Origin of the sequence: Sphingobacterium gobiense, assembly GCF_002980575.1 — a bacterium.
Classification (GTDB): Bacteria; Bacteroidota; Bacteroidia; order Sphingobacteriales; family Sphingobacteriaceae; genus Sphingobacterium; species Sphingobacterium gobiense.
The window spans coordinates 319,076-333,315 of the sequence record NZ_PVBS01000001.1; the positions used below are offsets into that span (position 1 = coordinate 319,076).

Here is a 14,240-nt window from a genome sequence, read left to right on the forward strand (position 1 = left end):
TATTAACCTAAATTATGAATTACTACTATAACGGCGATTTAATGGCTTTCGTATTGTTTAATATCGAATTTAACACCATTTAACATATTAGTAAAAATGGCATGTCAGGCGAAATGAATAGTCTTTGATCGCTGTACAGTATAAAATAATTATAAAACCAGTTTGAAATGTTTGTCAGTCGTTAAGAGTACGAATGCCGCCATACAGCCAAATAATGCACCATAGAACTCTTGATATTCTCTATGTGCAAAATGAACCATTAAAGCCCCCACTGCGAAAAACAGTAGATATATAATAGCGATATTTTTGATTTGACGGAACCAAAGTCCGGCGATTAGGGCTAATACCCCAGCTAATTCGCCATAACCGATAAGCAAAGTCCAGGTTTTATCAAAACCAAAGGACATCATTCCGTCCATCATCGTTTTCTTTTGAAATACTTTAAACAGACTAGCATAGCCAAATAAATAGACAAAATAGACATAAGTTATCCAATGAATGATTGTTGTTAATTTTTCTTTCATGTTCGATATTTTTCGACAAAACTAAGCGCTATATTAGCGTGATGCAAGTACCTACAAAATTGTATGGTACTGACAAAAATGTGAGAAATGAGAAAAGAGACGTCAACAAATACACTCAATAAGGAGCAAATTGAATCGATGTGCGGAATGGCTTATACCATATCTGTGTTAAGCGGTCGATGGAAATTAAGCATTCTGGGGTTTTTACTAGATGGAGGAACGTTAAGATACAGTGAATTAAAACGGAAGACAGCTGGGATCTCCGAAAGAATGCTAATTGCTCAACTAAAGGACCTAGAGGCTGACGGTTTAATTGAACGTAAAGCATACCCTGAAGTACCACCCAGAGTAGAATACAAACTTTCAAAAAAAGGAAAATCATTGGAGACGATATTAAACTTGATGTCAGCTTGGGGTGAGGACAATAAAGGTATCCGCCCCTAAATACGATCTCTGTTCCATTATATTCAACAATTTTGCCGAAAAGTATCTCGCGGCAGATTCTATGCCGTGCTTCATGACAATTGCGCTGACCTCCGCTTAGACAAGTGACGTGTTGCACAGTCTGAGGCTACAATGAGTCCCCCAGCCATCATGATGATGTCTTTCAGTACCAATCGCCCCGCTCCGGATAAATATGGAAATCCGTAAGTTGACGTAGCAAAATCTCCGCCTAAATTAGGTACGTAAACTTCTGGCGTCGTAATTAGAAAAGAAAGCGTAACGATAGACATACCAAAAGTTAGCATACCACCCCAGAAACCAGTTCGGGGAAACCATATACCCAGAAGAACCACGACACCTATGCAAATGATAACTGCACCCAAACCGTATGCAAAAAGATAAGTGCCGTTTTCTTTATGCCAAGCGATGTTCCTTTCAACCACTTTGCCTTCGGGGTTTTTATACATCGTGTATTCCGGAACCTTCTTCCCTTCGTCATCGATTACAGACGCACCAGCTTTACTATAAAAGAAATCCATTACTGGACTATTGATGACGAAAGGAACGATCCCGTCCGCCTCATATTGGAATGCTTTTAGTCCGCCAATCCAAGCCATTACGATAAAAATCGCTATTCGCATAAAATTAATCCACAGGTGTTGCTTAGAGGCAACTAATATCAATAACTTATCCATTTCTTTTAAATCTCTGCTGTTCCTTTTAAACAAAAGTAAAAGAGCAGATTCTTGAAAAGAATGGACAAATACGTGTTATCCATAGACTATTTTGCAACTATAGAAATACCTACCTGTTCACGAAAAGCTTTAGGAGAGAGGCCTACTTGTTTCTTGAAATATCGGCTGAAGTAGAACTCATCTTCAAAGCGTAATTCGGTAGCAATTTCCTTGATATTTTTGTACGTAAGATGCAATAGCTTTTTTGCCTCCAAGATTACTCTTTCCTGAATAAGTACCGAAGGAGATTTATTAAAATATCGCTTAATTTTTTTGCTAAATACGTCTACTGATAAACCATAATATGAGGCATAAAATACAACAGATCGGGAACCGATAAAATGACTCTCCAGAACGGTTTTAAAATCGGCTACCTGTTCTTTCTGAAGAGACAACGCTCGCTCAGAAATTTGTATCTGCTTTTCCCGGCTACTTAATGCCAGAATCAGTTGGAGATATGTCTTTGCAAGGGGAAGATCACAACTATTATCAGAAATATCGAGAGTCAAAATTTTTTCGAAAGTACTTTTTATTTCTTGGAAAACCGCCGCGGGGACCGAGACAAACGGGGATTCATAGATATTGTTAAAGAGTATGCCATTACAAGCGACTTCCATTTTGTGATATTCTATACAATAAAAATCACCATGGAATCTAAGCATACTTTCAATAGATGTAGCATTACCATTCCATTTTAGTAATTGATAAGGAGAAAGAAATAGTAAGTTGTTTCCTCGACATCGATATTCATTAAAGTCTAAAGAAAACGAAGCGTCTTCTCCGATTAATAAAATAAAATAATACGGTTCTTTCAACTCTCGAAGCTGATCTTTCGTCGTATGCTCTATGTGTATCAATTTATCCAAATAACTTCACTTTATGGTGTTTAATATACCGGCCGAATAGCAAGTTCATAGCCGTCCAAATCGGTGAACTGAAATAAAAAAATGAATATATCTTTACTGATACCGATACGCCAAATTGTTATTTAGATATTTTTTATAATTATCGCGGTATCATGCACTAAAAACACTAACTTACAAAATATTAACTTACAAACATCATGTCAAAAGATCTGACCACACAGCAAGTTCATATCCATCCAAATCTGTAAACTGAAAGCGTTTACCTCCTGGAAAATTAAAGATATCCTTGACAATAGTGCCTCCCGCATCTATAACCTTGCTTTGAGTTGCTTCAATATCTTCTGAATAGAGAACGACCAAGATCGTCCCGTTAACTGGATCTCCATAGGTAAAACCTCCGTCAACATAATCTCCTGAAAACGATGTATATTCTGTTCCATAGTCTGTAAACTCCCAGCCGAAACATTTTATATAAAAGTTTTTTGCTTGAACAATATCCTTTGATAGAAACTCGATATATTGTACCTGCTCGTGCTTTAGTTTTTGCGAATTAATTTCAGTCATAGTGTGTTTTTTTTAAGATAAATGAATGCTATTAAGATTACGGTATTCTTTCTCTATTCGTTGTCTGCTAAGATCCTAATGGCCATCAGTTTGTGTTTCTCACCCCATTCTTCGAGCCCCTTAATGATGGGCTTGAGCTCATAACCGATGGCCGTCAACTCGTATTCAACCCGCGGAGGAACTTCTGCATAAATCGTTCTTTTCACGATATGGCTAGCTTCGAGTTTGCGCAATTGCAGCGTAAGCATACGTTCTGTTATGTTAGGTAGCAACTGCTTCAGTTCACCGAAACGGAGTTTGCCGTTCAATAGCCAAGAACAGATAACCAGAGACCATTGACCTCCGATTATGTTTGCAGCATATGCTTCCGCACATTCGTCGGCCAAAGCTTGTTTATTTGCGTAATTAGTAGATGTTTCCTTGATTCCAGCCATTACTTACATTTTTTATAGTATCATACAATTCGTTGCTAGGATACAAAAGTAAATGTATTAGCCTTAATTTTGTCTTGTTAGATCTAAAACTTTAGCGAAATGAAAACACTGATTGTTGTTACACATCCCGAAATAGAAAATTCTAAGATTAATAAACGATGGGTTGAAGAACTGGAAAAAGCACCAGAAAAATACACTGTCCATCAACTTTACAAGCTTTATCCGGATGAGAAGATTGATGTATTAGCCGAACAAAAGCTACTAAAACAATATGAGAAAATTGTTTTTCAATTTCCCGTCTACTGGCATAGTTGTCCACCACTTTTAAAAAAATGGATTGATGAGGTATTGATTTATGGATGGGCATACGGCAGCGCAAGTGGTTATCAGGTTTCAGGAAAGAAGATAGCTTTGGCCATGTCCGCTGGTGTCGAAGAACACGAATATGCGGCAGGCGAAAAATACAAATACACCCTAAAAGAGTTGACCCGCCCATTTGAATTGACTTGGGAGTATGTTCGCGCAGATTATCAGCCTTTTTTTGCCTATTACGGTATGGAATACAAAGCAACGGCCGAGCGAATCGAAAAGAGCGTGCCACTTTACATCAAATTCTTGGATACCTTGTAATCCTGAAGCGTGGAACTTCAAGATTTTGCTAACTAACCAATTATAAACCTAACTATGCTATGCTTTTTACAGATCTCCCATATAACCGCTCGTGAAGCGGATATGCTAAGCGGTGCCCCTCGCGTTGCTAATTCACTGTCATAGAGTTTTCCAATCATCCAATAGCATCCGCGGTTATATGTGGAACAGAACATGAAAGACCGCTATCATAGGTTGGAAAAATGCAAGAACCAATGTTATTGCAATAATAGCAAGTTTCGGATTTTCTACCACAACACTCTTTGCGATCTTTGTTACAGAATTTTAAACTTGAAAAAAATGCAAAAATTTATAGACAAGCATGCCCTCATCACGGGCGGAACAAACGGAATGGGGTTTGCTACAGCCCAACAGTTTATCGACGAAGGCGGTAAAGCAATTATCACAGGACGAACTGCAGATACCGTAAATAAAGCCGCAGAACTATTAGGGAAAAATGCGTTCGGCATTGTATCAAATGCGAGCAATATGGCAGATATAATGTTGCTGCAGACACAACTAAAACAATATACAGACAACGTTGATCTACTTTTTGTCAATGCCGGGTACGGCAAGTTTTCATCTATCGATTATGCGGACGAAGCCCATTTTGACGAATTGTTCAACATATTGGTCAAAGGTACTTTTTTTACAGTGCAACAAGTCTTGCCCTTGATGAAAGCAGGAAGTTCGATTGTTCTTAATACTTCTGTGGTTACGGAGATGGTCGTCGACAATTTTTCGGTTTATACAGCGGCCAAATCAGCAGTACAATCATTTATTAAAACCTTTGCAGCAGAATTTACGGCAAAAGGTATACGGGTAAACGGAATAAGTCCGGGATACATCAGAACCAACGGCTTCAACAATACTGGCTTAGACTCTTCTCAAATTGAAGATGCTATTCAAAGCATTATCCCTACGATACCGTTTAAGCGATTTGGTGAGCCATCCGAGATAGCCAATTCAGTGCTTTTTCTTGCTTCTCAGGAAGCCTCATACATTCACGGAACAGAATTAACAGTAGACGCAGGAATTTCAGTTATAAGATGATAAAACAAAAGTTATAAAGTGCCGACTGGCAAAACATAACCGAAGTAATGCATACGAACGGTTATGCTGTCATCTCAAATCTGTTAACAGATGAACAATGCGGAATACTAAAAGGATTATTAGCTGCAACGATGCGTCATAAAAAATCCTGAGGCGGGGAACCTCAGGATTTTAACTAACTAACCAATTATAAACCTAAATTATGAAGTACCAATATCATATCAATTCCCGTACCATTTGCGGTGCTTAGTGTACAATCAACACATATTGACAAATGGATGACTTTTATACTTCGGAATAATGTCTAATGGCAATTCTTTCACTTAAAATTTCTTCCACATAGCCGTTTTAACTGCCATGATTGCACATTACACGACAAAAACGCAGATTCCGGAATGCTGTTTTGTCAGCGATACAAACGCCGGCACTAATCTGACGTTTTGTACGGGATTTAAAGATAATTTTTCTACTTTTAGCTTTATTCAAAAAAAGCTATGGAGAGCGAAATTTTAAAGTTAGAAGCACAACTTATCGCAGCCATCTTAAGCAGCGATGTAAAAGTACTGGATCAATTGCTTCACGATGAACTGATATTTGTTAATCATCTAGGGATGGTGCTTTCCAAAAAGGAGGATTTGGCTCCTCATATCAGCGGAGATTTAAAAATTACCGAACTAGCAGTCTTAAACCAGCAGTTACACCTATTCGGAGATACCTGCGCTGTTGTGGTCAGCAAAAATATCAGGGGCATTTATCTGGATCAACCATTTGAAAATGGCGTCAAATTTACCAGAATCTGGAAATTATTTAACGAGCACTGGAAAGTAATTGCCGCAAGCAGCGTGTCTTGCTGAGTGCTACTATGCAGAACGGTTGCAACACGTATTTGTTCCCGGTGTATTCACTAGGATTTGCTAATTATCGATCAGTTGCTAAGCTGTACTGACTTCATACGTCGGTCCGTATAGGCCTGGAAACAGTAAAATTCACAAAACTCACGGTAAAGGAATAGAAAAGCTGAAATAATAAAAAAATCCTGAAGCGGGGAGCTCCAGGATTTTAACTAACTAACCAATTATAAACCTAATTATGAAATACAAATATAATGACAATTGAATGCTTTTCGTTGTATTAAGTGTAGTTTTAACACATATTAACATATGCTTAGTTCGATATACAATAATTCCATAACAATAGGCATATCTGCTACTGCCCAGTTGTAGTGCTGTAATTTGTTTTTATCTAGTCAAATAGCTTGCGCGTGTAGACTTTATATCTAGCGAACCGCCCAAGCCATTTACATAGAAAAATGGGTAAAGATTAAAACACGCTTTATCTTCGATCAAATTCTTCAATACCGTATTGAGGCCGGCCCTTGTAGAGTCGCTTTCTGCCATAATTATAAGATGTTTTCCATAGGAAGCCGAAATTCACAAAACCCGCGGAAAGGAGAAGAGCTGAAGCTATAATAAAAAAATCCTGAAGCGGGGAGCCTCAGGATTTTTAACTAACTAACCAATTATAAACCTAATTATGAAGTACAAATATAACGATAAGTACGGCAATTTAGTGCTACATAGTGTATATTTAACACATATTAACGTGTGCTTCAATGTATACTGCAATAGTTCCCTTACAACCCGGTACATCCGCTTCCGTCCAGTCGTGATTTTTTAAATCATCATAAGAAAGTCCATATAGCTTGCGCATGCTCAGCTATAGCTAACATTATATTCGATTAGAGCTTATAGACATGTAAAGATGGCAGGAATCAAAGAATGGATCAAAATTTGGTCTTATGGGATTGGTGTTACTTAAGTTATTCGATTAATGGTACTACAAAAACTGAGGTATTTGGGAAAAGCGTTGGCGCTTTTCAAGGTTTTCAAAACATATAGTCTTACAGATAAAGATATAGCCGATGCCGACAATCTAGTGGAACATCTTTCTGATAGAAAAGCAGAATTTAAACTTATTTTAGCGATGGCTAACGATTCGATTAAAGGCCGTTATAAAATAGGAAGGCTAAACCTTGGAATTATTGTAGCGACTGTTGTGTATGTTATCTCTCCGCTTGATGCCATTCCTGATATCCTGCCGGCTTTAGGATGGGCGGATGATGTTGCCATTATTGGCTACGCCCTCGGCAGGCTGAAGTCCGAACTGATCAAGTACCGAAAATGGATTGCATTGCGTCCGACTACATAAGCACGATATTCATGATTTTTAGAACATTAATACTCATTGCTGCCTGTACAATAGGCATAGTATCTTTTGCACAGATCCAGACGGAAGTTTATTTTCCTGCAGACAAAAAATACACCGAGATCATGGAAGATCTCGGCAATCCACTATCGGGAAATCCAGTCATGATTGTCAAAACTTTCGTCCCTAACCATGGGAGTTACGTGTGGTTTCTCAATGAAAGTAAGGCTAAGAACTCCGCTTATTTTGATAACAACCCTAAAGATTTACACGCAGGTATCTTTCTAGAAGATCATGGCGGGCTCCTTCCACAGATAGTTTTTAAAGATTTTGCAGTAGGTTTGGCACAGCCCAAGTACCTTATTAATTCCTGTGAAATCGGAGATGCCAATAACGATGGCTTCCCTGAGTTTTACCTGACTTATTTTGAAGAGTCAGATGGTTTAGACGCTAAGCCTTTGAAAGTAATTGTGTACACGCGTCTGGCAGGGGATAAGTTTTCAAAATCAAAAGTAACCGCTTGGATTCCGTTTCAACTAGAAGATCAATACCGCGAAGAGAAAGACGCAAATTTTAGGTTATTGCCCCAAGACATAGGACGGAAAGCGGAGAAAATATTGAAAGTAGCCAAGAACAGCATCATGTGATCAACATGTATTGAGTATTAATCGATAATTTTCAATGTCGTTTCATTTCTGTAGTTTTTAACGACGGACAGCTTGTGTCCGGCAATGGACAAAAAAGTCTTTTACAACAAAAAACGACAAAGCATGCTTTTTGTTTTTAATAAATGTATATTTAGCACATATTCACAAGGGTTTCACCTCAGATGGCGCGAATGGTGTTTTTTAACTGATGCAAATGCCGCTGTGTATGGTAGGTGTTGAACCAAGCCCATTCCAATCTAGTAAACGCACCGTATTCCGGGATAACAAAATCGAGACAGGTTTTAGAAAGGTCCCTTGTATGGATAATTTCTTTAATCTGTGCAATACGATCTCGCAAATTCAATAGTAAAACCGATTTGTCAAGGCGTTGCTCCGATGGTAATATCTCGATAGGCGATTCCATCTGTATTGTAAAATCCGTAAAAACATCTTTGATGGATTGTATCTTTTCATCAGGCTCGCGGATAGTTAATTCTGTACGTCCGATCATTATTTCTGCAGAGGCATAGGATTTGTGTATATGGTCACCAATCTGCCCAGGAGACCAGTCTTTATTCGTCGGCTTCATATTAATTTCATTTTCGTCCAAGGTCTCTATTACTGCAATGAATTCGTCGGTTATTTCTTGAAAAACTTCCTTTAGTTCCATATTCATATATTGTTTAATATATTACAATTTTACGTGTATTCATTTTTAATCTACTTCGCATAAGACAGGAAATGAAAATGATAACGCAAGGAGAGGCTACTCTGGAGAATGGCACCAATACCTATTTGTTCCCTTAAAAGAGCCGAGCATACGAGATGCCCCCAAAAAATAACCTGAAGATGGGAGCCTCAGGATTTTTAACTAACTTCCACGAAAAGGTGGTCATATATGCGGTGCCAATGTATCTCGGCAGGATTCCAGATTAGATTAGGATGAACAGGTATTAAATTTGCCGGACCTGCTTGGGGATTCATACCGAAATATCCGCCTTTTGGGTACATAGCATTAAAGGTTCCGAGTTGACCATCATTTGAGCTTTTATTTCCCGAAATATAATCGCTCCTCAGCTTTACCGCTGGCAACCCCGTAGTATGCTTAAACACATAACCGATTTCGGAAGAAATTGCCAAAGCACTGATATTGTCTGAACCAAACTTCTTATCATCATTTATTTCCTATCTATGTTTTCTGACCGAATAGTTGGACGCTATAGACATACGAAGACGAACAGACCTAATTCACTTCTACTTCATTAACAATAGAAAAACCACCACTAAAAATCCACGTTGTCCGCTTCCGATCCTCCATCTTGCCAGTCGTTAATTTGAGGTTGACTTGCTGTCGAACCCGCAGCAACACCATTTTCCATTTCGATTTCAACCAACTCAATAGTTGGTGTTTCGTATTTTATTTTTTTATCTTGTTTCATCGATCAACTTATTTTTTAAGATTTAATTACCTCACGCGAATACACCGTATGTTCTTAAAAGTAGTCTGCACATATCCAGTTCCTTGATAATCAATCATTTCTTTGTTTATATTATCACCTAGTCCCGAGGCACCATGATAATAGAAAACGCCGAGTCCTCCTAGACCATCTGAACTTGTCGACCAGAGGTTCGCTGATCTTCCATACGAGTCGTTCAGATCAATTTCAATTTCGCCATTCATTTCGGTTACTGCCGTGCCATACCCATTGAAGTTAATACGTAATTTGTCGCTCGGATACGGTGCACCCGTTCCTTGGGTATCTTCGTACTCAAAATAACCCAGTCCATTTTCAATTTTATAGGTTTCTATAGGAAATACAGGAACAATCATCATAAAGTTGTTAAATCCCGGTGTTCTCCAGGTACCTTCGGGATATACCAATGCGCAGGGATCCCCGCTGGTTAAGCTGTTTCCGTATTGACCGGGCAGAACTCCGCGAAACGAAAAATAGGTGTTCCTCGCATCTGTATGTTCATTTGTGGGAAGAAAACGGTAGGGGTTATGTCCGCCATGATAATATAGATTGGTACGAGCAAATTTGGTCGAATTGACAGTTAAAAACGATTCAATGAAATTCATGGTTGCTGTATAACTTGCGCCTATTTGAGGTGTAAAGCTGAATTCGAATACAGCGGGATTTTCCGCGAGATTGGAAAATACGCGATTTGTACCGTTACCCAACTGAATATCTAACGCGTTGATATTTACCTGTAAATCCATTGAACTCTCTACAGCCGTATACACATAGGCTATCTTGCGATCAGTATGAAGGGGGTCGACATCTTCAAAATCGTCAAAGCTTATTGTGGCGGGGTCAGATGAAATGTTAGATAATGATCCATCTTTTAAATTTATGCTGGCTTTTGTCCCCGCGGCGCCCGATATAGTTAGTCCCACATTGTTCATATTTCCAAACATGCCCATGGTGTTTAACTCTAGGGCTATACGGGCATATTTATGTGCAAAAACGATTCCTACAGACAAGTTTTTTCCGGACGTTTGGACAGGAGCCTCTATAATACCAGAAGCGTATAATAGGTCTGTGTTTTCCGGAACATCCAATACAGGATTATTGCTATCTACGTCAGGAATAGGGTCGGAGTTGTGATAAGACACTGCATGCCAACTGTACGTTTCACCACCAGGAAGCGTTATCTCGCTAGGACCGTCAGCAGTCAGTTGAGTCGAACTCACCAAAGCCTCATCCTCATCGTAAATCCATAATCGATAAGTAATACCACTCTCCATAGCAGCGGATCGCTTGCCTCCAGTAGCTGCTCTGCCCGATATACGGGATCTCCCTACGGAATGCCGATTATCGATATCTGCCTGTCGCAGCGAAAGCTGCGTGTCAAAGGACGGGAATGACACAATTTTCTCCGAAATGAGCTCTGGGTCTTGGGAAGCACCCAGGCTGCCATTGCTAGCTTTTGATTTGACCGATTGATTGATCTTCATATCGGCAATTCCGAGAACCCGAACGTTTAATTTGATGTTATTATGCGTTATGGTCTCGGTTTCCGTTGTTTTAGAACAATTTGATAGCGTAAAAAGTGTCAATACGGCCAATATAGTTATTGTTAATTTCAAATTAAGGAAGTTAGTTAATATCATACGAAGGTATTACAAAATTTCAAGTTGGATTACTCCATTAATATTCATAGCTAAGATAATAATATTCATTATTAATCTAAGACATTCTTCAAAAAAATCTATTATGGCAAGTTTTAGTATCAGAAAGTGCTCGATTAAAATTTCGTTTTATTTCATTCCGGCTGATATAAATCAAATTGATTTCCATATAAGTCTTCAAAACCAACCCCTTTGCCTCCCGGCACAGTCGCTGGCGTTCCGTGGAATACGACCTTCGATATCGTTAGATTGAAATATGACAAAAATCTGTCCTCTTGATTGATTACCGACTAGCTTTTACTGTTCGGGAGTTTCAGCTTTAACAAGTTCAAAAAGCTCACATTCCAGCAGCAAAACGTCTTCGGAAGGAAAGTAGGCTACGAAAGAACATTCGCTCAGGTCGACTTCATTCGTGACCGAAGGGCCGTTTCTGAACTTAATGTTTTTTTACGCCCAGATAATTGCCCTGCTCTTCAAATTCTACGATTCCGGCCAATTTCTCCTGTACGATCTTAAGATCGGTTATTTTCTCCATCGGTTTTTCCGGTACGATGTTCTTTGTCGGAATACCAGGCCACGCTGTCACTGCCATTTCGGTACAGATTTAAGAGGGCCGCATTGACCGCAACAGCTGTTTCTTCCTCGACTTTTTCGCAAGCTAGTTAATTCTGGCGTCCAGGAGAGGACATCTTCTCCAGCCAGTTCTTTTTCTCTCCGTGGACACCTTCTTTTTTATGCTATAAATAGTTTTTTACAACGTTTTCTCCAAGTGGCGTATTAATTGTTTTCCGCGTAGACCGACTGCAACAATCTTACCCTCAGGATCGATGAGATAATTCATAGGAATGGATTGTACTTCGTAGCTTTTGGCAGCGGCATTATCGAATCCTTTTAAATCGGATACGTGAATCCAAGGAAGACCATCTTTTTCGATCGCATCAAGCCATTTTTGTTTACCGTTTTCTTTATCGAGGGAAACACCCAGTATCGTAAAATTTTTGTCTTTAAACTTTTCATATGCTTCGACCAGATGCGGATTTTCAGCACGACAAGGTACACACCACGAAGCCCAGAAGTCTAAAAATACATATTGCCCCCGGAAATCAGATAAGCTGATCGGATTGCCCGACACGTCGTTCATCGTAAAATCAATAGCATCCTTTCCTATGCCCAATTTTTTAGCGCCAAGTAACAACCTGCCAACCCGCTGTCCATCTTCGGAATCGCGCCATTCCTCGGATAGATTGCTGTATATTTCTGACATCTCATCGTATCGTTCCGCCAGGAGATTGGGTCTACCTATTTCTTTCATTAAGTCGAAAGACACTTGAGAAGCAGGGTGGGACTTTAAGAAAGCTAAATGTACACTGTCTCTTTTTGCGAGGATGAGCGCTTCTTTTTTGCCCATAACCTTCCAGCCGATAGATTTAAGGCTCTGCTGAAGGATAGCGAAATCACGTTGCGCAGGGCTTCCTGTTATAGTGGCAGTTACTACACGTTCTCCTTTTATATTTGTTATTCCTGAATCCAGATAAAAATGAATGGTTTCGCCTCTTTTCTCTGTTTTTGCCTCCTCTTCTTTAGAATAACCAACGAAAAGAAGGGCCTTCACAGGTTTTGCGACAGTTCCTTTCAGTTCGAAGTGACCATGACGGATACGTGTCGTATCATTTTTAAACGATTTTCCGTTATGGTAGGCCAACAAAACTACGCTACCTTCCATCGCAGGACCTGATAAATTTCCTTTGAGCTGGAAAGTTTCTTGTGCAATCCCTGTATTTAGTACGAATAAGCTTAACCACAGCACCGATAGTGCTTTAAAGTTTTTAAATCTATACATGTTATTTATTTTAGCAGTTCCTGAATCTTGTTAAATAAGGTTTCGCCACGGAGGTTGGTTGCCACAATCTTTCCCTGTCCATCAATCAGTATGTTTTGTGGAATGGCTCGCACACCGTATAGTGCAGCCGCTGGTTCCTTCCAGCCTTTAAGGCTTGATACGTGATACCAAGGCATCCCATCCTGCTCAATGGCGGCTTTCCACCGACTTTCGTTATCGTCTAACGAAACACTGAGAACCGTAAATCCCCTGTCTTTAAACGCGTTGTATGCTTCGACTACGTGTGGATTTTCTTTGCGGCAGGGGCCGCACCAGCTGGCCCAGAAATCGACCAACGTAAATTTATTTTTAGTAATGATTTCCTTCAGACTAAGGGTTTTGCCCTCCGGCGTAGCAGAAGAAAAGTCTTTATAGGTTGTTCCAGTCAATTGACCTTTGGCGGCAAGTAAACGTTCTTCTAATTGTTTCCCAAGTGTGGTTTCCTTCAATTCAGCACTCAATTTTTCATAATAAGGGTACGTGGTCTCATAGTTGGCCAATCTTCCCAGTGCAGTTTTATCGAGATAATAAAGGGAGACGTAAGACGTAGGGTTTTCTAATACAAAGTTATGAACTATTTGCTGCTTAGCGCTGTGTTGCTTACTGATCTCAGGCATCAACTTCGCGATGTATGCTTTCTTTTTTTCGCCTTCTGGCATCTTTTGAAACCTGTTCAGCCCGTCAAAGAGCTTTGTTTCTGAGGGTCGTATTTGTCGAGCCAATCGCTCGTGTGCTTCGACCATTTTTGTGCCACTGATAAGGGCATAGCGAATGGAATCTTTTGCGGATACACGGATGGTTCCTTTTGAAAGAAACAAATCAATGAAATCGACAGTTTCACCCTCTTGAATACCCAGCTTACCTACGGTGGGAGAAAGTACGCGCCCGTGTAATTTGAAACGCCCGTTCCTTACCATCACGCTATCTGTGATTTTGGTCGTATCGTTAACGTAGTACAACTTTATAAACTTGTCATTGTGCCGAGGATTTGTTTTGCCCTTAATAGTAAAATCTCCACTTTGAGAAAAGGATGCTACCGGGCCGCATAAAATTGCGATAAATACCCAAATGTGTGTTAGTTTCATGTTTGTTTTTTTTTAATTTTTTAA

The 14,240-nt window shown here is 39.5% G+C and carries 19 protein-coding genes; 6 read left to right on the forward strand and 13 right to left on the reverse strand.

Annotated elements, in window-relative coordinates; all coding sequences use genetic code 11:
• Window positions 1–149: 149 nt before the first annotated feature.
• Window positions 150–524, reverse strand: a complete 375-nt coding sequence (locus C5749_RS01385; RefSeq protein WP_105722333.1) for a DoxX family protein — start codon at window positions 522–524, stop codon at window positions 150–152.
• 87 nt (window positions 525–611) lie between these two features.
• Between C5749_RS01385 and C5749_RS01390 the strand changes: the two genes are divergently transcribed.
• A complete protein-coding gene (locus C5749_RS01390) occupies window positions 612–968 on the forward strand; it encodes a winged helix-turn-helix transcriptional regulator (RefSeq protein ID WP_105722335.1) in 357 nt (118 codons plus the stop codon).
• A 71-nt stretch (window positions 969–1,039) separates the two neighbouring features.
• Here C5749_RS01390 and C5749_RS01395 read toward each other — a convergent pair whose 3' ends face one another.
• From C5749_RS01395 to C5749_RS01410, 4 genes are all read right to left on the reverse strand, one after another.
• Complete coding sequence (locus C5749_RS01395; RefSeq protein ID WP_105722337.1) at window positions 1,040–1,663, reverse strand: DUF417 family protein; 624 nt, start codon at window positions 1,661–1,663, stop codon at window positions 1,040–1,042.
• An 86-nt stretch (window positions 1,664–1,749) separates the two neighbouring features.
• Entirely contained in the window at window positions 1,750–2,568 is an 819-nt protein-coding gene (locus tag C5749_RS01400; RefSeq protein ID WP_105722339.1) for a helix-turn-helix domain-containing protein, read from the reverse strand.
• A gap of 195 nt (window positions 2,569–2,763) precedes the next feature.
• Window positions 2,764–3,132 carry a VOC family protein gene (locus C5749_RS01405; protein WP_105722341.1) on the reverse strand — a complete coding sequence of 123 codons (369 nt, stop codon included), beginning with the start codon at window positions 3,130–3,132 and terminating at the stop codon, window positions 2,764–2,766.
• A 53-nt stretch (window positions 3,133–3,185) separates the two neighbouring features.
• Complete coding sequence (locus C5749_RS01410; protein WP_105722343.1) at window positions 3,186–3,566, reverse strand: winged helix-turn-helix transcriptional regulator; 381 nt, start codon at window positions 3,564–3,566, stop codon at window positions 3,186–3,188.
• A 99-nt stretch (window positions 3,567–3,665) separates the two neighbouring features.
• Between C5749_RS01410 and C5749_RS01415 the strand changes: the two genes are divergently transcribed.
• From C5749_RS01415 to C5749_RS01425, 3 genes are all read left to right on the forward strand, one after another.
• Window positions 3,666–4,196 (forward strand): NAD(P)H-dependent oxidoreductase, encoded by a 531-nt coding sequence (locus C5749_RS01415; RefSeq protein WP_105722345.1) that lies wholly within the window; start codon window positions 3,666–3,668, stop codon window positions 4,194–4,196.
• A 318-nt stretch (window positions 4,197–4,514) separates the two neighbouring features.
• On the forward strand, window positions 4,515–5,267 hold the full coding sequence (locus C5749_RS01420; protein ID WP_105722347.1) for an SDR family oxidoreductase: 753 nt from the start codon (window positions 4,515–4,517) through the stop codon (window positions 5,265–5,267).
• 494 nt (window positions 5,268–5,761) lie between these two features.
• Entirely contained in the window at window positions 5,762–6,121 is a 360-nt protein-coding gene (locus C5749_RS01425) for a nuclear transport factor 2 family protein (RefSeq protein WP_105722349.1), read from the forward strand.
• Window positions 6,122–6,505: 384 nt separating this feature from the next.
• Here C5749_RS01425 and C5749_RS19565 read toward each other — a convergent pair whose 3' ends face one another.
• Window positions 6,506–6,664, reverse strand: coding sequence for a hypothetical protein (locus tag C5749_RS19565; RefSeq protein WP_181151238.1), 159 nt, complete (start codon window positions 6,662–6,664; stop codon window positions 6,506–6,508).
• A 433-nt stretch (window positions 6,665–7,097) separates the two neighbouring features.
• On the opposite strand from C5749_RS19565, the gene C5749_RS01430 reads away from it, so the two are divergent.
• Together C5749_RS01430 and C5749_RS01435 are read left to right on the forward strand one after the other, a co-directional pair.
• Window positions 7,098–7,475 carry a YkvA family protein gene (locus tag C5749_RS01430; protein WP_105722351.1) on the forward strand — a complete coding sequence of 126 codons (378 nt, stop codon included), beginning with the start codon at window positions 7,098–7,100 and terminating at the stop codon, window positions 7,473–7,475.
• An 11-nt stretch (window positions 7,476–7,486) separates the two neighbouring features.
• Entirely contained in the window at window positions 7,487–8,119 is a 633-nt protein-coding gene (locus tag C5749_RS01435; RefSeq protein ID WP_105722353.1) for a hypothetical protein, read from the forward strand.
• Between the two features lie 178 nt (window positions 8,120–8,297).
• Here the strand turns inward: C5749_RS01435 and C5749_RS01440 are convergent, their stop codons facing one another.
• The 7 genes from C5749_RS01440 to C5749_RS01460 form a co-directional block, all read right to left on the reverse strand.
• Window positions 8,298–8,789 (reverse strand): DinB family protein, encoded by a 492-nt coding sequence (locus tag C5749_RS01440; RefSeq protein WP_245893580.1) that lies wholly within the window; start codon window positions 8,787–8,789, stop codon window positions 8,298–8,300.
• Window positions 8,790–8,986: 197 nt separating this feature from the next.
• Window positions 8,987–9,301, reverse strand: coding sequence for an alginate export family protein (locus C5749_RS01445; RefSeq protein WP_105722356.1), 315 nt, complete (start codon window positions 9,299–9,301; stop codon window positions 8,987–8,989).
• A gap of 101 nt (window positions 9,302–9,402) precedes the next feature.
• Window positions 9,403–9,558 carry a hypothetical protein gene (locus C5749_RS19570; protein WP_181151240.1) on the reverse strand — a complete coding sequence of 52 codons (156 nt, stop codon included), beginning with the start codon at window positions 9,556–9,558 and terminating at the stop codon, window positions 9,403–9,405.
• Between the two features lie 26 nt (window positions 9,559–9,584).
• Entirely contained in the window at window positions 9,585–11,210 is a 1,626-nt protein-coding gene (locus C5749_RS01450) for a hypothetical protein (RefSeq protein WP_181151241.1), read from the reverse strand.
• A 478-nt stretch (window positions 11,211–11,688) separates the two neighbouring features.
• Window positions 11,689–11,844 carry a hypothetical protein gene (locus C5749_RS19575; protein ID WP_181151242.1) on the reverse strand — a complete coding sequence of 52 codons (156 nt, stop codon included), beginning with the start codon at window positions 11,842–11,844 and terminating at the stop codon, window positions 11,689–11,691.
• A gap of 159 nt (window positions 11,845–12,003) precedes the next feature.
• On the reverse strand, window positions 12,004–13,092 hold the full coding sequence (locus C5749_RS01455; protein ID WP_105722360.1) for a TlpA disulfide reductase family protein: 1,089 nt from the start codon (window positions 13,090–13,092) through the stop codon (window positions 12,004–12,006).
• A gap of 5 nt (window positions 13,093–13,097) precedes the next feature.
• A complete protein-coding gene (locus C5749_RS01460; protein ID WP_105722362.1) occupies window positions 13,098–14,216 on the reverse strand; it encodes a TlpA disulfide reductase family protein in 1,119 nt (372 codons plus the stop codon).
• Between the last annotated feature and the right edge of the window lie 24 nt (window positions 14,217–14,240).